The sequence below is a fragment of the Leptolyngbya sp. ST-U4 genome (assembly GCF_039962215.1).
GTDB lineage: Bacteria > Cyanobacteriota > Cyanobacteriia > Elainellales > Elainellaceae > Leptolyngbya_A.
In genome coordinates this window covers 1-17,172 of record NZ_JAMPKZ010000051.1, presented here as the reverse complement: position 1 = coordinate 17,172, position 17,172 = coordinate 1, and the positions used below count along the sequence as shown (strand labels likewise).

Genomic DNA, 17,172 nt, shown 5'->3' with positions numbered 1-17,172 from the left:
CGGATTCTCCAGGCGAATTTGTAACCCGATTGCCAATCCCTGTTCGTCAAATGTGGGAATGGCTATCCCTCGATGACTTCTGAGGTATCGCTTACCCCCGCGACGGAATACGCTGGGGAAGTTGTCGGGAATCTGGGAGAAGTGGAGATCGAGTTCGGTTTCTTTATCCAGACTGAAGAATAAACCCGCATCAATCTGGCTATCGGTAAGCCCTCGCACTTTTAATCTTTCTCGGTCAGCCGTTCTCAGCCCTAGATTGCGGTGCAAGGTGCGGATGTAGCGATCTCGCTCCTCATGGGTTAGGTCTGAATATGTTCTTTCAACCTTGGGCGCTACAGGCTTGATATAAGTCTGAGGTTGATCGGTTACTGGCTTCCAGCAACCCCACAGCCCATCATTAGTAGGTTTGAGGAATTTCCATCCTGGTAAGTCACCCCCATCGGGGTAGGTCATACACAGAATTAAATCGCTATCGGTGTGGCGGCAATTCCCCTTAATGTCACCGCAGACTGGGCAGGGATTGTGGCGGTTGGAGGCTTTAAACATCGCTCACCCCTAGCCGATCTGCGGTGTCGGTCAACCAATCAAGTTGACGGGGGGTAGGTTGCAAACGATTGATCGGATTGGTGAGAAACCCCCTTTTCCACTGTGAGGGGTTGGCTCTAAGGCATTTCAGCGCTAGCTTGCGCCAATTTGGGGTAGCATTGAAGCATAGAAATTTTTCTATGCTTATTTCTCTCTTGATAGGAAACCCCGGCTTTCTACGGCTGCTAGGGGTTTTTGCATTTTTTTTCATTTTGCGATCCTTTTTGGTGGATGGATCGCGATCGCAACTTCTCTGTAGGGTTTGAGGTTGATCGGGGTGATTCTCTGTTAGAATCTGAAGAAGATTTTTTTAGCTAGAGAGCAATTGCAACCGCGATCGCTCTTTTTATTTTTGGTCTGAATTCAATAACCGACGGAGCAACGCAGATTGGCTGATGCCCTTTTGCTTTGGTGCGTCGGTAACTTTTTGGTAATCGGAAGCGTTTAGCCGAACGGGGATTACTTTTTGAAGCTTCTTTTCTTCTGATTTCATGATTTCATCTCGTCTCCTGTAAGTTGATCAGATAATAAAGCATGATCGGCTTTTACGATCGTTTTTTCGTCTCAATATTTATTAAAAAATAAAATAAACCGACAAGTCAGTTAGGCGGCAAGCCAGTTATTTTAATTAATATGTTGATACTCAGGTTGATAGGGGTGATAAGCATTTCAGCACATCACCTCTATTTTTCACTTCTAAAAATTCGCAGAAGTGGATTCAGAAAGTCTTCAGTTTTTTGATTAACCAAGAACAAACTCTAATTGGCTTTGCAAGAATTCAACTAACACAATCAAACGCTATAGGGTGCTCGAAGAACAAGAGCGATCGCTCAACCTTGCACAAGCCGCCCATTGCATCTAAATAGAGTTGAATTAACGAGGAAATTTCCAACTTAAAATCGCCTTGAGTTTCAGTCATTTTTCTGATCTTGTTGTTGTTGCTCCTCAACCTCCAGCATTTTTAGAACTAGATACTCGACTAAATTCGCTACCGTGCGAACCTCTTTCTCTGCTCTGTCTGAGAGCTTTTTAAAGACATCTTCATCAAACGAAACAGTTGTCCTAGGTCGTGCCATTACATCTTCTTTGCTTTTAATCATCCTGATTATCTCCTGTCATGACCCATGTTGCTATACATCAAAACAGCTACAAAAATAACATTCTCTCCAATTTTACGCAGAAATATATATTTGAAACAGTTGATGTAATTGATGCTATCATGCTCACATGATGACGTCACAGGACGCAACGAACTAATCGCAGCACACTGAGGGCTACTCGCGTCACACTTCACGAGGGTAATCTGCGTTCGTCGCATAGAACCCGAAATGCAATCACTGCAAAGTTTTACAGGATTTCTGACAATATGACTACTACTGATTTTGTGCCGCAAAATGGCACGCTCACCCAAACTCAGACGCATAATCCCCTATTGCGTCAGCGTGTCGTTTTCGACGGTGGCAACCGCACAACGGCCTGGATTAATCCCAAAAATAAGATTCAAATCATCCCTTCAATTATCAAAAATCTTGAAGATTGGGAATTGGATTCTGATGCTCAAAGCGATGAGAAAAGCGCGCTCATCTCGCATGAGGGAAGCCGCTATGTTGTCGGACAAATGGCGCATTTCCTCAATGGCTCCCCCATCTTTCAGAAAAATAAAACTGAGATGGCGCTCTTCCTGGTACTAGCAGCACTTGAGCCGAACCCCGGCGAACGGGTGGTGACTGTCAACGAACTGTTGATCGCTCTTCCCGATAGCTGTAGCGAACTGCAAACATCCAGAGATCAAACTGCAAACAAGGCGATGCGTGAAACCACATTCATTGCAAATCAAGGCGTTTGCAAACCACAATCGCTGCAAATGAAACTGCAAACCTAATTTTCAAACCGCAAACAAGGGGTTTCAAACCACAATCGCTGCAAATAAGCTATAACCCTTACTGGAACTGAGATACAGGATTTGTGGGTTTACAGGTGTCCAAGTTATACGAACTTTTACACTGGACGGATATGTACATTTTTTGTGGTTTAATTTGGACTAATATTGTTTGATTAAATCAATCAAGCGGTTTAAACCGACAGCCAGTGTAGTCATGGCGATTTATGCTTATTTAAGAGTCTCTAGCGACAAACAAGACCTACACAATCAACGACATGGCATTTTAGAATATGCTAACGTCCACGCTTTGAGTCCCATCCAGTTTGTAGAGGACACTGTTTCTGGACGGGAGAAATGGTCAGAGCGCGGCGTCGGACAACTATTGACCCAAACAGCACAAGCATCCGATGTCGTCATTTTTTCAGAAGTGAGTCGGATGGCACGCTCCACCTTACAAGTATTAGAAATTCTGGAGTGCTGCGTGCGTCGAGGAATCAACGTCCATATCGCTAAACAAGGTCTGGTATTGGATGACTCAATGCAAAGCCGAATTACAGCAACAGTTTTGGGCTTAGCAGCAGAAATTGAGCGGGAATTGATTGTACTTAGAACAACCGAGGCCCTAGCCAAACGGAAAGCTGAAGGGAAAACGTTGGGACGACCCAAAGGACGACAATCTGCACATTTGAAACTGGACACAAGGGAAGCAGAAATTCGCACTTATTTAGCCAAAGGAATCAGTAAACGCTCAATTGCCAAACTGGTCGATTGTTCACCTTCCACCCTCTACGATTGGTTGTCACGCAAACATCTCCACCCACGCCCCGGTAAATTAGTGGAGAAATCATAGGATGCCCAAGAAACAAGTACCAATTGATGCAATCGTAGACCTTCGTCGTCGTTTAGACCAACTACCACCGCGCAGTCCATCCCGTCGGGTATTAGTCCAAGAAATAGCGCAACTCTATGGCATTTCCGAAGATACGGTGTATCGGACACTACGAGAAGGGAATGGAATTCGCCCAGTACGTCGCGCTGATTGTGATGTACCGCGTGTAATTCCAAAAGCAACTCTGGAGCGATATTGCGAAATCATTGCTGCCATTAAAATACGTACATCTAACCGTAAAGGTCGCCATTTATCTACCGTGCAAGCAATTCGCTTATTGGAAGAAGATGGCATCAACACACCAGATGGTCATGTCACCGTCCCAGTCGGTTTGCTCAAACCAACCACCATCAACCGTTATCTCAACAAATGGGGCTACGACCGCAATACCCTTCTACGGCAACCACCGGCTGTTCGCTTCCAGGCAGAACAGAGCAATCAATGTTGGCATTTTGACCTGAGTCCATCTGACCTCAAGCACGTAAAAGCACCAGCCTTTCTAGAACCGGGGCGGGGTCATCCCTTGTTAATGCTTTATAGTGTCGTGGATGACCGAAGTGGTGTGGCATACCAAGAATACCACGCTGTTTACGGCGAGGATGTGGAAGCAGCACTGCGGTTTATGTTTGCTGCCATGTCACCTAAAAAAGAGACAGATTTTCCCTTTCAAGGCATTCCCCAAATGCTGTACATGGACAACGGCCCCATTGCTAAGAGCTTGGTGTTTCAAAAAGTCATGGGTTATTTGGGGATTGAAGTACGTACCCATTTACCGAATGGCAAGGATGGACGACGGGTGACGGCTCGTTCTAAGGGCAAGGTGGAACGACCGTTTCGCACTGTCAAAGAAATGCACGAAACTCTCTATCACCTGCATGAACCGGAGACCGAAGCTGAGGCAAACGCTTGGTTGATGAAGTTTTTGCTCCATTACAATAGCCGACCCCATCGTAGCGAACCCCATTCCCGGATGGACGACTGGGTGAACAATTTACCGACTAGCGGCATCCGTCAAATGTGTACTTGGGAGCGTTTTTGTACATTTGCACGCTCACCCGAACGCCGTAAGGTAGGCATCGATGCTCGCGTTACGGTTGAGGGGGTGGCTTATGAGGTGGAGCCAGATTTGGCTGGAGAAACTGTAGTTCTGTGGTGGGGCTTGTTCGATAACGAACTGTACGTAGAACACTCTGAACGTCGTTACGGTCCATTTCTACCTGTAGATGGCCCCATTCCCCTACATCGCTACCGTAGTTTCAAGAAAACACGAACGCAGAAACGGGCTGACCGGATTGAATCTTTAGCCAAACAGTTATCTTTACCGAACTCTGTGATTGGTAAAGGCAACCTGTCTGATTTTGTCGATAGCGCAACCCCATTAAAGGTGCAGCCCTTCGTAGACCCTAACCCATTTCAAGAGCTAACATTCAGCACGGTGATTGTCGCTAAATTGGCGATTGCCAATTACTTAGCACGACCCTTAGCCAAACTCACCTCTGAACAGATGGCTTATATTGACGCAGTTCTGCTGTCTACTCTCAATAAGCAGGAGGTAATGAAACAAATTCGAGATTTCTTCCACCCCTTATCAGGTACGAACCATGTTGAGTGATGTCATGACTTATTTTGGTCTCAAACGTACCTTAGACCATGTGGGATATTTTGAAACGCCAGAGCAAACCCATCTGTTCAAAGAACTTAAACCCCAACTGAGGCAAGGTCGATTGATTGCTCTGACAGGTGTTGTAGGTTGTGGTAAAACAACGACTCTGCAACGACTGCAATTAGAACTAGCCTCTGAAAAAGACATCGTTACCTCTCGAAGTCTGGCAGTTGACAAAGATAAAGTTAACTTAGGGATATTGATGAGCGCTTTGTTCTGTGATTTAAGCACCGAAAAAGACGCTAAACCACCGACCCAACCCGAACTCAGAGAACGGAAACTATTAGCGCTGATTCAAAAATGCCGTAAGCCTGTAGTGCTTTTTGTGGATGAAGCTCACGACATTCATCATAGTACGTTAATCAAAATTAAGCGTTTAATTGAACTAGTACGTCACAATGGTTGCACTTTGTCTGTAGTGCTAGTGGGGCATCCCAAACTGAAAAACGATTTGCGCCGACCCTCTTTGGAAGAAATTGGTGCGAGAACCAACGTGTTTAGTTTAGAAGGGATCAGAGGACATCAGGTTGAGTATATAAAATGGCTGTTGAGTGAGTGTATTCACGACGATTATGTGCCTGGAGATTTGATTACCGACGAGGCAATGGCATTTTTAGCAGAACGATTAACGACTCCATTGCAAATCGAACATTATTTGCACAGAGCTTTTGAAGACGCTTATCAAGCGGCAACGAAGCCTGTCACCCGCGATCTGGCTGAAGCCGTGTTGGCTGTTGGTCTCAACGATTTAGAACCTCGTCTAGTACGTCATGGTTACAATGCTAAAGTCCTAGCTGAGTTATTAAATCTACGGGTCAGTGAGGTGAATTCTTTTTTACACGCTCAGTTACCTCCGGGTCGAACCCAAGATTTAAGAGACCAGATGTTACAAATTGGAATTCCCTTGTATGCGTCCGAAGAAAATTGAATGAATACAAGAAATACCCCATAAAGAATTTTTCTGTTTTCTTAGCGTTCAGTTGAGCGCTAATTAAATGCACATATCTGTCCAGTGTAAAAGTTCGTATAACTTGGACACCTGTAAACCCACAAATCCTGTATCTCAGTTCCAGTAAGGGTTATAGCTTATTTGCAGCGATTGTGGTTTGAAACCCCTTGTTTGCGGTTTGAAAATTAGGTTTGCAGTTTCATTTGCAGCGATTGTGGTTTGCAAACGCCTTGATTTGCAATGAATGTGGTTTCACGCATCGCCTTGTTTGCAGTTTGATCTCTGGATGTTTGCAGTTCGCTACAGCTATGCGGTTCGCATCAAAAACCACAAAACTTTTAGTAAGACGGGTAAAGCCCGGTACTACCCACTACCCAATATCTTGACTCGCGACCTTGATGTCTGGCTTGAACAAATTCGTCCCTCAGCACTCAAAGCTACGCAAACCTTGGAGAACTGGTTAAAGTTTTGGGGGCATTCTCCCAAAGAGTTGGAAAGACTCGAGCAAAAACTCTTGAATTTACAACTCTCTGGAATTTTGCCTCAACAGTGTTCTAGTCCGCAGCGATACAAACAGAACTTGGAGAGAAAGTATGAGGGCTTGAAATCGCGGATTGCGGCTTGGGAAGTGGCAAAAGCGAATGCTGAAGTTTGTCACAACGTTTTCTTTTCGTTGGGCGGCTCTCATCCCGGCAGTTTTGGGAAAGCCTACGATGAGTCTCGCACGTCTTGCATCAGTTCAATGGTTTCTCGGGCGGTTGGTCGGGCGACGAAGGCTTTATACGGGCAAGCATATTACTTAAACCCGCATGGATTTCGGCACATTGGCTCGAAGCAGGTGCGGATGGCGGGTAAGGATAAAGCGGCTTTTAGCGCTCTGGTGGGTCATACGCTGAGGGTTGACGAGCAGTATGCGGCTCAGGTGACTCAGGATTATGAGTTGATTGTTGATTTTGTGGATGATTGGTGGGACAAGTCTTCGATGTAGTGTTCTAGGTTTTTGATGGGTCGGGCGCATTCCCTGCGCTCGACTTGACTCTCCGACATCGTGACCCCTAAGCCGTGCCTCTTGTGTAGCCACCTCTTACCACCTCAAGCTTCACCTCTTACCAGCGCTAGCGATCGCCTCTGTCCTAAAATCGATTTTTCTCTATGTCGAGCCTCTGAAAATGGGGCTTTTCTCAATCATCTGAATCTAGCATAATTCCTGTTACTTAGAAAGGGATACAGCTTTTGTCTTTTGCCCTTGACGACGAGCAACAAAGTAAATACCTAGCAACCCAAAACCAGCCATTGTGGCAGGTTCAGGAGTTTTGGTCACGGGAGCCGCAGTAATTTTACCGAAGATAGCAGCAGTAGTTGTTTCACTTTCACGGACACGGAACTCGTTAACAGTTGTAGCACCTCCGTCTTGGCTAAAGCCAGTTAGCTGAAGTGTGTAATTAGTTCCACCAAAACTGAAACTGCTACTACCAAAGTTATTGATAGGAAAGACAAAATCGGCATTCTCATCTGGAGTCCCTGTGTTGGGTGTGCTAACAAGTTGAAAGTTGAAGCCAAAAACTTCGCTGATGCTAGTGGGACTGGTTAATGATAGTAGGACGTTGAGAGGTACGGAATCAACAGGTGTGCCTATTGTAGTGGCTCCATTGAAGTAGGTTAAATCTCCAACTTTGAATAAAGAGTCGATTGCAGTGGAAAATGAATTTCCGATAAAGCTCAGTTGATTTGGAGGCGTTCCCTGTCCCCAGGTGAATGTATTAGTTCTAACACCAGAGAAAACGGGATTACTGTTCGTTCCTGGATCGGGAGCGCCCCACGTACCACTAGAATTACCTACAAAGGTTTGAGCTTGAGCGTGACCGGACAAACCAATTGCAACGGTAGTAAGAGCAAGAGTAGACAGCGTGGCAGCAACAAAAGAATTTAATTTCAACATCCGTTGTTCTCATCAAAGAATGTGACCACCCTAGTCAATTACCGTAGTAAATGGCAAGATAGAGGCTAATTTTTTACACAATCTTCATGCATATACGGATGTGAGAGCTGATTTATAAAATTATCTGCCTAGCTAGCCTGCAACTAAATGACCTTACTGCGATTTTGCAGAACGTAAGCACAGCAAGGGCTTAAGTAGTACTTTGCCTCTAGTGACAGTTTCACCACATTTAGTCCTATTTGATTCCCCTGCACGGCTCACCGGAGGCAGTTAATTGTGAAGTTCGCCAACAGTGTCAGATGATACTCATACCCCGATTTAGGCAGATTTTTGAGTTTTCTTCTTTCGACTCACCAATAATCCTAGACCTAAAACGCTTAATCCTCCAAGAGTAGCAGGCTCAGGGGTGGATACTCTTTTACTGAAAATGACATCCCCGCCTCCACTGCCTTCTGAGTAAAATCCGCCTTCGTCAAACATGTATCTAAAGAGAGTCGAATTCTGGCTGCCTAGCGGTCTCATCCAAAAGAGGATACTAGATCCTCCTTCTGGGGTTAAATAGTGGTCAGTCGGACCTGCACGATAATAGATGCTTGTGGGAACTCCATCCATAAAGTAAACAGATGTTCGCCGGAATTCATCATCGAAGAAAGTAAATGTGCGTCCCAAAATATTAAACTCAAAGTCGATTAAACTACCACTTTCAGATTGAAATAAATACATGGGGTCACTAACATACTCGTCCCCTTGCCCTTGAAAGTTAACATCATTAAAACTAAACGAACCGTTAAAATCCTTGCCTGCTAAGACACCAGTCAGATTAGTGACTTTAAAATCATAAGTAATGATTCCCACAGCTTGGGCTGGACTCGCAGGCAAAGATGCCACACTTAAAAATAACCCACCCGCTGCTACTAAGCATTTCAAAGTATTAGTTGACATCTTCTGAATTTCCAAATAAACAATTGAGCTGTGTCTTTACACCTGGCGACTATCAAATACAAATGGAATGCATAAGTACCACTTGATAGTTATGTAGAAACTTTATGAGTTGAGTGACTACACCATAAAGCTACTGGTAGATAATAGTAAGTTACTTCACGGTAATTTATAAATACTTTATGAATTTTCCCTAATATATGAGTATTATTTTTATTTCACGAATATTTTATATACAGTTCTTATTAAAAATAGGTAAAAGCGGTTAGGGGCTTCTATCTGTCATGCTCCGAAAAAAGTTGTGCTGAGGCTTTAAGAATCTTGCAAAATAGGTATTGACAAATTGGAATTATGTAAATGTCAAGAGTATTAGGCTAAACCCAAGCGATTGCTACTCAAGCCCCATTTGAGGGAATTCTAGAGAAAACCAGGGGCAAGACAATAACTAAAACTCAACCAATATTTAGACCCAAAGTTTTCTTGTTAACAGTTGCAGGCGGATCGGTGCTGTTGTTGGCAGTCTCAGCCGTTGGCTTTAGCGCGTGGCATGACTACCAAGTCGCTCGACACGATGGGAATTGGTGCGTTCGATTCCACCCAGACGGGAAACAGCAAATACTTTACGGTGCTGAAGCCTGTAATTTTCCCAAGTAGAAAGAATTTTCAGCGGACACTATGGGCAGACCTAATATTTTCTATTTAGAAAACAACCTTATGGCTGACTGGAATGCACTAAGAAAGGCAACCAGAAGAGAGTTAGCTTACCTTTACTCTGATGCTATTCAACCCAGCGAAGAGCCTGCACCTCTTGTCCTGATTTGGATATGGCGAGAAGTGTTTGAACGCAACACAAAGGTGACGAAAGCGTGGACAAAGTTCTTGGCGCTACTTGACAACATTTCAGAAGCGCTTGATCTGAGCGCTTCTTACGAGTATGAGGCGATAACGCATGAGGAAGCGCGTTTTATTGATTTGCTTCATGTAGTGCAGTTGATTCACAGTTATAACGACCTGCGTAATGACTTTTGATTTCTGATTAGAAAATAAAACCAATTTGAGCTTCTTGGGCTAAATATAGCGAACGTGTCACCAGGGGCAAACCAACGCAACAAACTACCACGCCTTTGTTTAACAATGGAGAAATTTTGGTCGCTAAAGCTATAAAGCTCGCTGGATAAAGATTCTAGCGATTGCCTTAATGGATCACTTGCTGGTTTGAACTGTCCCATTTCTAGCTGTTTCTGGGACAGTTGATGCTATAAAAGCTTGATTTTGCGTTGTTTTAGGTGTCTTACTGCAACTAGACCAAACCTCGTAAATGGGACAGTTATCCTTAGCGACCATTTTTTCTCGGCTACTATACAAAGGCGGAGTATGATCCAGACCCGGACAAGGAGAGCTTGGTATACTTTGAATACGGTGTACTCCGGCGCTAAGTTTGCCCTAATTTCTAGGAAAGTTTTCAATGGATGATCCCACCCTCACTGCCCAATACGCCCAAAGCGGAGACTTAATGGATTTGTGCAACAACGAGGCATGGTTGCGCGAGTCTGCTCAAGTTGAGGACGGGGTGCAAGTAGAAGCAGGGCTGCCGATGAGGGAGTATAGCCAAACTGTTACTGCGCTTACGAGCGAGCAAAACCAGCAATTGCGGCAACAGATGAAAGTCCAGTCGATTCTCTTTACTGCTTTGCGGCAGTGGATGGAATCTTGGGATTTGGGTGCGGGGTTCGACGACACCTATGCGGTCGCCCGTCGGTTGATCCGTCATCATTTAGCGAATCCAACTGAAACTCAACTTGCAACGATTGATAGTCTTCTAGCGGGACGTGTTGAGTCGGGAAATATGAACCCATCGACCGGGAAGCAAGCAGTGTTACTGTTGGCGGAAATGTTCGCCCAGGAAGACTGGCAGGCAATGGCAGAAGCCGCATCGCACTCCATCTCATCACGGGTATTAAGTGCAGGAAAAATATAGCCTGAAACAACGGTGGTATAAACTTGAATACGTTGGAGTTTATCCTTTTCAATTGAAAGGAAAGATGACGTGCCGGGTGAGTGGTCACAAACGGAAGTCGAGGCTGTTGTTGCAGATTACTTCACCATGCTCTCCCTGGAATTACGACGGGAGCCTTACAACAAAGCGGCACATCGACGGGACCTTATCCAACTGCTCAACGGGCGATCGGAAGGAGCCGTTGAACGAAAGCACCAAAATATCAGTGCAATCCTGATGGAGTTTGGCTATCCCTACATCTTTGGCTACAAGCCGTTGGGCAATTATCAATCCCTACTTTATGAGGTTGTCGCCGATCGCATCAGTTCGGATTCAAGCTTTAGCGCAATTGTGCAGCAGGCTGTGGAGGAACCTGCCAACATCCCATCTGTAGAGGATTGGCTGTCTCGGCTCGATTCCCCTCCTGAACCCTACACACCTCTGTCAACTATAGAGCGATCGGAATCGTTGCGTCGTGTCCGTCCTGCCATCAATTATCTAGAACGAGAAGCTCGTAATGCCTCCCTTGGCAGGGCTGGTGAAGAATTCGTTCTTAATTTTGAACGGGCACGGCTCATCCGATTAGGGCAAGAAAGCCTTGCAGACCGAGTAGAACACATTGCTGTGACCGAGGGAGATGGGGCTGGTTTTGATGTTCGATCGTTTGAAGCGGATGGGCGCGATCGCTTCATCGAAGTCAAGACAACTGCCTATGGGAAGCAAGTCCCCTTCTTCGTTTCCCAAAACGAGGTAATGGTCTCCCAGAATTACAGCGATCATTACCATCTATACCGTGTATTTCGATTCCGGGATGATCCACGGCTATTCACACTTACAGGCGCATTGAATCAAATTTGCAACCTGAGTCCAGTACAGTTTATTGCTCGAATTGCGTAGGCGATCGTATTCCTGATTCCATCTATTCAGTTGTTATGCTGCTTAGTCCTTGATTGGGGCATAGCCGAAAATTTTCTGTATGCGTTTAGGATTAGAGGGTGTAGGAGTAATGGTGCAAAAGCTAAAGATGCTTATTGAGGGGCGTTAGCCACTGAGTATTAATGTTATATAGAATACAGTTTGAGCGGCAAGTCTTGAGGGTTAATCATTAGGAATGGTAGCCTGTAATGCCTCCATTAGCATACGGTTGTCGTTTCATAGCGCAATGTTGCAAAATGAGAGAAGTTCGGTTGGCTGAGTGATTTTTTACACCTCACACTTGCGCTTATGTCAGAAGATTCCCAACGTAATTCTGCTTTCAATGCTGCTGCAAATTCAAAAGTTCACCACGCTCAACTAGACGATATCAGCAAGTGCACGCCAGAAAAGTTAGGACATCTGTATAGAGGTGGTATACGTACTGGTGCAGGGCGAACCGAAGCGCAAGCCCAACAAATGTTAGACAAAATCCCACCTTCTCAGAGGGCTGGTGTTGATGGTCAATCCGCTGCTTCTAAAGTCAAAGAATATTTAGCTGATAAGGATGCCAGCCACATAAAACCACATAGTAAAGGTGGCTCAAGTCATCCAAACAATATCAAATGGGAAAATAAAACTGCTAATCGTGCTCGTGGCGATCAACACATGACACGCCAAGAACAAAGACAACTAAATGTTAAAGCACAAGTTGATAACTTACGTGGAGCATTGAAAGCTGGTGTAGAGGCTGCGCCTAAAGGAGCAGTAATTGGTGCAGTAACAACGGCTCCCTTCTCTATGCTTAGAAATGCATTGCGAGTCGTACGAGGTGAAATGTCGGCTCAAGAGGCTGCTCTGGAAACTGTAAAAGAAACTGCCATTGGTGGAGGAGTTGGAGCTACAACAGCATTTACAGTTACAGCAGTTGCAGCCGCTTGTCCTCCTGTTGCTGTTGCATTAGCAGCTATGTCACCAGTGTTACTTGCTGCTGGTGGTGCTGGAATGGTATATGAGTTTTTCAAGATTCTTGATGACCATAAGCAGCAGGTGAAAGAGTACTATTCATCATTGACTCAGAAGGAACTTCAATATCTTCAGAATGTTGAGAGCGAACTTCTGTACGAACATTCTAAGAATCTAGAGTTTCTGAATAAGTCTGAAGCATTGAATGCTGAGATTACACAGAGACCTATTGAGCCTGGTGTAGAAGGTGCATTAAAGCGATATCTTGAGTCTGCTGCAATTGCTAAATCTTTGGGAGGTACACCGATCGGCAACAAACAGTTACCTGTTTCCCAAAAATCTTTGCCCTCAGCGTAATCATCTCAAAATGGGGGAATGCTTATGTTTTTTCTGCTTCCTTTAGTCGGTGCAGCAGTTGGCGCAGCAGTTGGCGCTCTTGTTACTCATGCTAGTGGTGAGAAAGATAGACAAGCAGCAGAGCATCATAGAAAAGTCGCCAATGATCTCACCAATAAATTCTCAAATTTAGAGAAAAGATACAACGAATATGCTGACAAGAGTAAGAGTCAAATCGATGAATTTACTAAGCAACATGCTTTGGATGAAGCAGAGAAAGATCTTTTGCGTTTAGCCATCAGGTTGCAGCAGAGTTTGTATATGCTTATGTGGGATATAGATAACAAGCCTACGTATAACGCTTTGATAGATCTTGAACAAGCTGTCGAGGCAACTAACAGAGTTTTATCCGAGTTAAGTGAGGAGACAATTCAAATCCCAGACAAGTACTTTTCTCGCAACCTAACACGAGTTAAGAGACGTGAAAAACTTGCTGAAACAAAGCGGAAGAAAATAGAAGGTAACAGCGCAGCATAAATTCTGGTGCAGCAGATTGACCGAAGCCGCTTAGGTGGGTTGTAAAGATCTGGTCAACAGTTACCCAAATCCGTTCATCATCTTAAGGGTGCCTAACGGGACTCGAACCCATTAATATCCAGCTTCACAGGCTGGTGTCTCGACCATTTCGACTTTAGCCCTCTTGTGTCACTCTCCGAGAATTAGAATAAAGAAACAAATCTCTTGAATCTCTACAAGGTAGGCAGGGCAATGGATGTAGAGCTACAAATTCTCAAACATTTACCCAGAGATGCACAGCCGACGGTATCATTGATCGATCGATATTGTAGCCACTACAAAGATCTATTTCCCGAAGTAAGAAGTTATGAATGTTTCAAATATTTACATTTAGGGATAATTTCACCAATTCCTAGGAAATCGTTGCCAGAAATTGCCAAAATTGTTGGGCTAAACTCAGCCCAATCGTTACATCATTTTATAGCAAATTCGCCGTGGCAAGTAACGGAAATCAGAACCCGTAGATTATCAATTATCTTAAAAGCTCTCAAAGACAATCCAATCACAGTAGTGATTGACGAAACCGGAGACCGAAAAAAAGGGAAAAAGACCGATTATGTAGCCCGACAATATTTAGGTAGCATTGGCAAAATTGATGCAGGAATAGTTTCTGTGAATGCTTATGGAATTTACAAAAATATAAGTTTTCCTTTGATCTTTAAGGTCTTTAAGCCTCAAAAGACCCTAAAAGTAGGCGATCAATATCGAACAAAGATTGAACTGGCATCAGAAATCATTACAGAACTCGTCAATTTCGGTTTTAAGATTGAATTAGTATTAGCCGATAGTTTATATGGAGAGAGTAGTGCATTTCTGAGAGGGCTAGAAAAACAAGGATTGCCTTGGATTGTCGCAATCAGAAGTAATCACGGAGTCTGGGTTCCTCGAGAACAGAGAGTTAGAGCCAACAAATGGTATCAATTCAAGAGAGAGTTTAGCAATCAAGAAACGGAGAAAAGATATATTAGAGAAATCATTTTTGGTCGCAAACATCTCAGAACTTATTGGGAAATCACAACAGAGCCAGAAACCTTGCCCGAAAACTCAACCTGGTTTGTGATGACGAATATTCAAAGTCAAATCAAAAAGAAAATTGGCAATCTTTATGGATTGAGGACTTGGATAGAGTATGGATTTCGGCAATGCAAACAAGAACTTGGCTGGACTGATTATCGCTTTACGAATTTCCGAGAAATTGAAAAGTGGTGGGAAATCATTTTTTGTGTTTATACGATGATCAGTGTAAGTTCTCAGCCGTTTTTATCCTTAAATTATCGAAATCTAGGAGAAAGTGAGAAGATTGAGACGAATCAAATTTTTTCTAGTCATCAACACTGGCAGTCGGAAAAAAGCTGGAAAAGCGTTTTGAATAATTGGCGCTTGATTATTCAACCGACGATTGCCTTATGGCTGCTTTCTCCTTGGTTAAATATTTTTGCAAATCCTGACTTATTGAGAGGGTTTCACAACCTCATTCAGATTATGAACCAATTTACACCGGGTTTTCCTGATGGATAATTTGACCGTTTTGTTACTTTTTGATCTCGGAGAGTGACAGAAGAGGGTTAGGCACCATCAGTGGAGTCGATCGGACTTGAACCGATAACCTCGTTCTTGCAAGGAACTTGCTCCGCCATTGAGCTACGACCCCAAGGCAGGAATGGCAGGATTTGAACCTGCATGGAACCGTTTAGAAGACGGTTGCCTTATCCATTAGGCGACACTCCCATGATTGGTAGTCCTGATAGGAATCGAACCTACAACCTCTCGCTTGTAAGGCGCTTGCTCTACCGTTGAGCTACAGGACTATAAGAGCGATCGATGGGACTCGAACCCATGCGCTGAGTGTGGCGCACTCAGATGCTTGCCGCTACATCACGATCGCGAGCTGGAGCGGTTGCCTTACGGCACGCTCAAGCGATCGACGAGACTCGAACTCGTGTCTCCTGGTTGGAAGCCAGGGGTGCTTGCCGCTGCACCACGATCGCATTCTGGGGCTGGTGACAGGAGTTGAACCTGCAACCTTTCGCTTACAAGGCGATTGCTCTGCCAACTGAGCTACACCAGCACATTTGGATCAGACGATGGGGTTTGAACCCATATCGGGAGCGTACCAAGCCCCTGTGTTGCCAGTTACACTACGTCTGCATTGGAGCAGGCGACAGGAGTTGAACCTGCATGAAGGCTGTACGAGAGCCTCATGTTTCCTGTTACATCACACCTGCATTTGGATGCGGGGGTGAGAGTTGCACTCACCGATTGCAGCTTATGAGACTGCCGAGCCGCTCTTGCTCTATCCCCGCTATACCCCTGGCGAGAGTCGAACTCGCAACAATCCGGGTTTAAGCCGGGCACGTCTGCCAATTGCGTCACAGGGGCATTTGGTGGGTTGTATAGGGTTTGAACCTATGCACTTCCGCTTAAGAGGCGGCTGCTCTACCAACTGAGCTAACAACCCAAAGCATTGGTGGGTCGCCAGAGATTTGAACTCTGATCTGTCTGCTTAAAAGGCAGCCACTCTAACCGTTGAGCTAACGACCCGAATGGTCTGAGTGGTAGGGATTGAACCTACGACCTCCAGTTCCCCGAACCGACGTGCTGCCACTGCACTACACTCAGAAATTTGGTACACCGAGCAGGAGTTGAACCTGCTAATAACACGCTTATCGGGCGTGCGCGTCCACCACTTCCGCCTTCGGTGCTTGGTACTCCCGGTGGGAATCGAACCCACAAAATCTAGATCCTCGGTCTAGAGCGTCTTCCCTTCCGCCACAGGAGCATCAGTACCCTCGGTGGGAGTCGAACCCACAAAATCTGGTCTCTGAAGCCAGCACGTCTGCCAGTTCCGTCACAAGGGCAAATGGTCGGGATGGTAGGATTTGAACCCACGACTCCTTGGTCCCAAACCAAGGCTTCTGACCGCTGAATTACATCCCGATGCTTGGTACTGCTGGTGGGATTTGAACCCACAACCTCTGGTTTCTAAGACCAGCACCTCTTCCAGTTGGGCTACAGCAGCATAGTTGGTACTCCTGGCGGGATTTGAACCCGCACATTGACTGGTTTTGAGACAGCCGCCTCTTCCGGTTGGGCTACAGGAGTGAGAAATGGGAGGAATACAGGGGATTGACCCAGGCGACTGTTGACCTCCCAACTGCCCCGCCAGGGTTTGAACCTGGAATCTTCGCTTTCAAAGAGCGGGATGTTGCCAGTTACACCACAGGGCATTGGATTGGATGCCGAGGCTGGAGTCGAACCAGCATCTCCGTGATTCAGAGTCACAGCGACTTTCCATGTCGTCCACTCGGCAATGGATGGCTGCCCCGGCAGGGATTGAACCTGCGACCGTTCGCTTAACAGGCGACCGCTACTGCCACTGAGCTACGGAGCAATGAGTGGGAAGTGACAGGATCGAACTGCCTTCTCACCGTCTTCAGCGGCACGTGAGCACCAGCTTCACCAACTTCCCACAAGCGGAGAGCAGAGGAATCGAACCCCTAGCCCAAGGACTACCCTGGTTTTCAAGACCAGTTGCCGACC

14 protein-coding genes, 22 tRNA genes and 1 pseudogene are annotated in these 17,172 nt (G+C 45.4%); 11 read left to right on the top strand and 26 right to left on the bottom strand.

Annotated features, from left to right (window positions below; all coding sequences use genetic code 11):
* A pseudogene (locus NDA02_RS26665) lies at positions 1–546 on the bottom strand (hypothetical protein); the annotation flags it as partial.
* Between the two features lie 950 nt (positions 547–1,496).
* Complete coding sequence (locus NDA02_RS26660) at positions 1,497–1,685, bottom strand: hypothetical protein (RefSeq protein ID WP_348256220.1); 189 nt, start codon at positions 1,683–1,685, stop codon at positions 1,497–1,499.
* A gap of 266 nt (positions 1,686–1,951) precedes the next feature.
* Here NDA02_RS26660 and NDA02_RS26655 point away from each other — a divergent pair, with 266 nt between their 5' ends.
* From NDA02_RS26655 to NDA02_RS26635, 5 genes are all read left to right on the top strand, one after another.
* Positions 1,952–2,467 carry a hypothetical protein gene (locus tag NDA02_RS26655; RefSeq protein WP_348256219.1) on the top strand — a complete coding sequence of 172 codons (516 nt, stop codon included), beginning with the start codon at positions 1,952–1,954 and terminating at the stop codon, positions 2,465–2,467.
* Between the two features lie 214 nt (positions 2,468–2,681).
* Positions 2,682–3,317: a recombinase family protein gene (locus NDA02_RS26650; protein ID WP_348256218.1), complete on the top strand. Its 636-nt coding sequence runs from the start codon at positions 2,682–2,684 to the stop codon at positions 3,315–3,317.
* Position 3,318: 1 nt separating this feature from the next.
* Positions 3,319–4,968, top strand: coding sequence for an IS481 family transposase (locus NDA02_RS26645; protein WP_348256217.1), 1,650 nt, complete (start codon positions 3,319–3,321; stop codon positions 4,966–4,968).
* A gap of 4 nt (positions 4,969–4,972) precedes the next feature.
* Entirely contained in the window at positions 4,973–5,947 is a 975-nt protein-coding gene (locus NDA02_RS26640) for an AAA family ATPase (protein WP_348256216.1), read from the top strand.
* Between the two features lie 265 nt (positions 5,948–6,212).
* Complete coding sequence (locus NDA02_RS26635) at positions 6,213–6,956, top strand: hypothetical protein (RefSeq protein WP_348256215.1); 744 nt, start codon at positions 6,213–6,215, stop codon at positions 6,954–6,956.
* A 222-nt stretch (positions 6,957–7,178) separates the two neighbouring features.
* Here NDA02_RS26635 and NDA02_RS26630 read toward each other — a convergent pair whose 3' ends face one another.
* Together NDA02_RS26630 and NDA02_RS26625 are read right to left on the bottom strand one after the other, a co-directional pair.
* The gene (locus NDA02_RS26630; protein WP_348256214.1) at positions 7,179–7,907 is read right to left on the bottom strand and encodes a choice-of-anchor K domain-containing protein; all 729 of its coding nucleotides are present in this window, start codon (positions 7,905–7,907) and stop codon (positions 7,179–7,181) included.
* 318 nt (positions 7,908–8,225) lie between these two features.
* On the bottom strand, positions 8,226–8,849 hold the full coding sequence (locus NDA02_RS26625; protein ID WP_348256213.1) for a PEP-CTERM sorting domain-containing protein: 624 nt from the start codon (positions 8,847–8,849) through the stop codon (positions 8,226–8,228).
* A gap of 711 nt (positions 8,850–9,560) precedes the next feature.
* On the opposite strand from NDA02_RS26625, the gene NDA02_RS26620 reads away from it, so the two are divergent.
* The 5 genes from NDA02_RS26620 to NDA02_RS26600 all read left to right on the top strand — a co-directional run bounded on the left by NDA02_RS26620 (position 9,561) and on the right by NDA02_RS26600 (position 13,593).
* Positions 9,561–9,875, top strand: a complete 315-nt coding sequence (locus tag NDA02_RS26620) for a hypothetical protein (protein WP_348256212.1) — start codon at positions 9,561–9,563, stop codon at positions 9,873–9,875.
* Positions 9,876–10,311: 436 nt separating this feature from the next.
* Positions 10,312–10,824, top strand: a complete 513-nt coding sequence (locus tag NDA02_RS26615; protein WP_348256211.1) for a hypothetical protein — start codon at positions 10,312–10,314, stop codon at positions 10,822–10,824.
* Between the two features lie 69 nt (positions 10,825–10,893).
* The gene (locus NDA02_RS26610) at positions 10,894–11,739 is read left to right on the top strand and encodes a DUF3883 domain-containing protein (RefSeq protein WP_348256210.1); all 846 of its coding nucleotides are present in this window, start codon (positions 10,894–10,896) and stop codon (positions 11,737–11,739) included.
* A gap of 327 nt (positions 11,740–12,066) precedes the next feature.
* Complete coding sequence (locus NDA02_RS26605) at positions 12,067–13,077, top strand: hypothetical protein (RefSeq protein ID WP_348256209.1); 1,011 nt, start codon at positions 12,067–12,069, stop codon at positions 13,075–13,077.
* A 24-nt stretch (positions 13,078–13,101) separates the two neighbouring features.
* Entirely contained in the window at positions 13,102–13,593 is a 492-nt protein-coding gene (locus NDA02_RS26600) for a hypothetical protein (protein ID WP_348256208.1), read from the top strand.
* An 89-nt stretch (positions 13,594–13,682) separates the two neighbouring features.
* Here the strand turns inward: NDA02_RS26600 and NDA02_RS26595 are convergent.
* Positions 13,683–13,747: transfer RNA gene (locus NDA02_RS26595), tRNA-His, on the bottom strand.
* A gap of 77 nt (positions 13,748–13,824) precedes the next feature.
* Here NDA02_RS26595 and NDA02_RS26590 point away from each other — a divergent pair.
* Positions 13,825–15,150, top strand: coding sequence for an IS701 family transposase (locus tag NDA02_RS26590; protein ID WP_348256207.1), 1,326 nt, complete (start codon positions 13,825–13,827; stop codon positions 15,148–15,150).
* Between the two features lie 61 nt (positions 15,151–15,211).
* Here NDA02_RS26590 and NDA02_RS26585 read toward each other — a convergent pair.
* The 21 genes from NDA02_RS26585 to NDA02_RS26485 all read right to left on the bottom strand — a co-directional run bounded on the left by NDA02_RS26585 (position 15,212) and on the right by NDA02_RS26485 (position 17,101).
* Positions 15,212–15,283 (bottom strand) — tRNA-Ala (locus NDA02_RS26585).
* 4 nt (positions 15,284–15,287) lie between these two features.
* Positions 15,288–15,360, bottom strand: a tRNA-Arg gene (locus tag NDA02_RS26580).
* 5 nt (positions 15,361–15,365) lie between these two features.
* Positions 15,366–15,440 (bottom strand) — tRNA-Val (locus NDA02_RS26575).
* A 108-nt stretch (positions 15,441–15,548) separates the two neighbouring features.
* A tRNA-Gly gene (locus NDA02_RS26570) sits at positions 15,549–15,620 on the bottom strand.
* Between the two features lie 4 nt (positions 15,621–15,624).
* Positions 15,625–15,700 (bottom strand) — tRNA-Thr (locus NDA02_RS26565).
* Positions 15,701–15,782: 82 nt separating this feature from the next.
* A tRNA-Thr gene (locus tag NDA02_RS26560) sits at positions 15,783–15,857 on the bottom strand.
* Positions 15,858–15,864: 7 nt separating this feature from the next.
* Positions 15,865–15,935, bottom strand: a tRNA-Met gene (locus tag NDA02_RS26555).
* Positions 15,936–15,937: 2 nt separating this feature from the next.
* Positions 15,938–16,011: transfer RNA gene (locus NDA02_RS26550), tRNA-Leu, on the bottom strand.
* 3 nt (positions 16,012–16,014) lie between these two features.
* Positions 16,015–16,090 (bottom strand) — tRNA-Lys (locus tag NDA02_RS26545).
* A gap of 7 nt (positions 16,091–16,097) precedes the next feature.
* Positions 16,098–16,173, bottom strand: a tRNA-Lys gene (locus NDA02_RS26540).
* A 3-nt stretch (positions 16,174–16,176) separates the two neighbouring features.
* Positions 16,177–16,251: transfer RNA gene (locus NDA02_RS26535), tRNA-Pro, on the bottom strand.
* Between the two features lie 5 nt (positions 16,252–16,256).
* Positions 16,257–16,334 (bottom strand) — tRNA-Ile (locus NDA02_RS26530).
* A 1-nt stretch (position 16,335) separates the two neighbouring features.
* A tRNA-Leu gene (locus tag NDA02_RS26525) sits at positions 16,336–16,411 on the bottom strand.
* Positions 16,412–16,416: 5 nt separating this feature from the next.
* Positions 16,417–16,490: transfer RNA gene (locus NDA02_RS26520), tRNA-Leu, on the bottom strand.
* A 3-nt stretch (positions 16,491–16,493) separates the two neighbouring features.
* Positions 16,494–16,569: transfer RNA gene (locus tag NDA02_RS26515), tRNA-Pro, on the bottom strand.
* Between the two features lie 5 nt (positions 16,570–16,574).
* Positions 16,575–16,651: transfer RNA gene (locus NDA02_RS26510), tRNA-Leu, on the bottom strand.
* A gap of 5 nt (positions 16,652–16,656) precedes the next feature.
* Positions 16,657–16,734, bottom strand: a tRNA-Leu gene (locus tag NDA02_RS26505).
* 52 nt (positions 16,735–16,786) lie between these two features.
* Positions 16,787–16,859, bottom strand: a tRNA-Gln gene (locus NDA02_RS26500).
* Between the two features lie 6 nt (positions 16,860–16,865).
* Positions 16,866–16,942, bottom strand: a tRNA-Gln gene (locus tag NDA02_RS26495).
* Between the two features lie 5 nt (positions 16,943–16,947).
* Positions 16,948–17,023: transfer RNA gene (locus NDA02_RS26490), tRNA-Asn, on the bottom strand.
* Between the two features lie 5 nt (positions 17,024–17,028).
* A tRNA-Phe gene (locus tag NDA02_RS26485) sits at positions 17,029–17,101 on the bottom strand.
* Positions 17,102–17,172: the final 71 nt, after the last annotated feature.

Bases quoted from the DNA above. Each gene is read 5' to 3' on its own strand.
- NDA02_RS26650 (WP_348256218.1), top strand. From the start codon at position 2,682: ATGGCGATTTATGCTTATTTAAGAGTCTCTAGCGACAAACAAGACCTA.
- NDA02_RS26615 (WP_348256211.1), top strand. From the start codon at position 10,312: ATGGATGATCCCACCCTCACTGCCCAATACGCCCAAAGCGGAGACTTA.
- NDA02_RS26630 (WP_348256214.1), bottom strand. From the start codon at position 7,907: ATGTTGAAATTAAATTCTTTTGTTGCTGCCACGCTGTCTACTCTTGCT.
- NDA02_RS26590 (WP_348256207.1), top strand. From the start codon at position 13,825: ATGGATGTAGAGCTACAAATTCTCAAACATTTACCCAGAGATGCACAG.
- NDA02_RS26600 (WP_348256208.1), top strand. From the start codon at position 13,102: ATGTTTTTTCTGCTTCCTTTAGTCGGTGCAGCAGTTGGCGCAGCAGTT.
- NDA02_RS26645 (WP_348256217.1), top strand. From the start codon at position 3,319: ATGCCCAAGAAACAAGTACCAATTGATGCAATCGTAGACCTTCGTCGT.
- NDA02_RS26625 (WP_348256213.1), bottom strand. From the start codon at position 8,849: ATGTCAACTAATACTTTGAAATGCTTAGTAGCAGCGGGTGGGTTATTT.
- NDA02_RS26620 (WP_348256212.1), top strand. From the start codon at position 9,561: ATGGCTGACTGGAATGCACTAAGAAAGGCAACCAGAAGAGAGTTAGCT.
- NDA02_RS26655 (WP_348256219.1), top strand. From the start codon at position 1,952: ATGACTACTACTGATTTTGTGCCGCAAAATGGCACGCTCACCCAAACT.
- NDA02_RS26635 (WP_348256215.1), top strand. From the start codon at position 6,213: ATGTGGTTTCACGCATCGCCTTGTTTGCAGTTTGATCTCTGGATGTTT.
- NDA02_RS26605 (WP_348256209.1), top strand. From the start codon at position 12,067: ATGTCAGAAGATTCCCAACGTAATTCTGCTTTCAATGCTGCTGCAAAT.
- NDA02_RS26660 (WP_348256220.1), bottom strand. From the start codon at position 1,685: ATGATTAAAAGCAAAGAAGATGTAATGGCACGACCTAGGACAACTGTT.
- NDA02_RS26640 (WP_348256216.1), top strand. From the start codon at position 4,973: ATGACTTATTTTGGTCTCAAACGTACCTTAGACCATGTGGGATATTTT.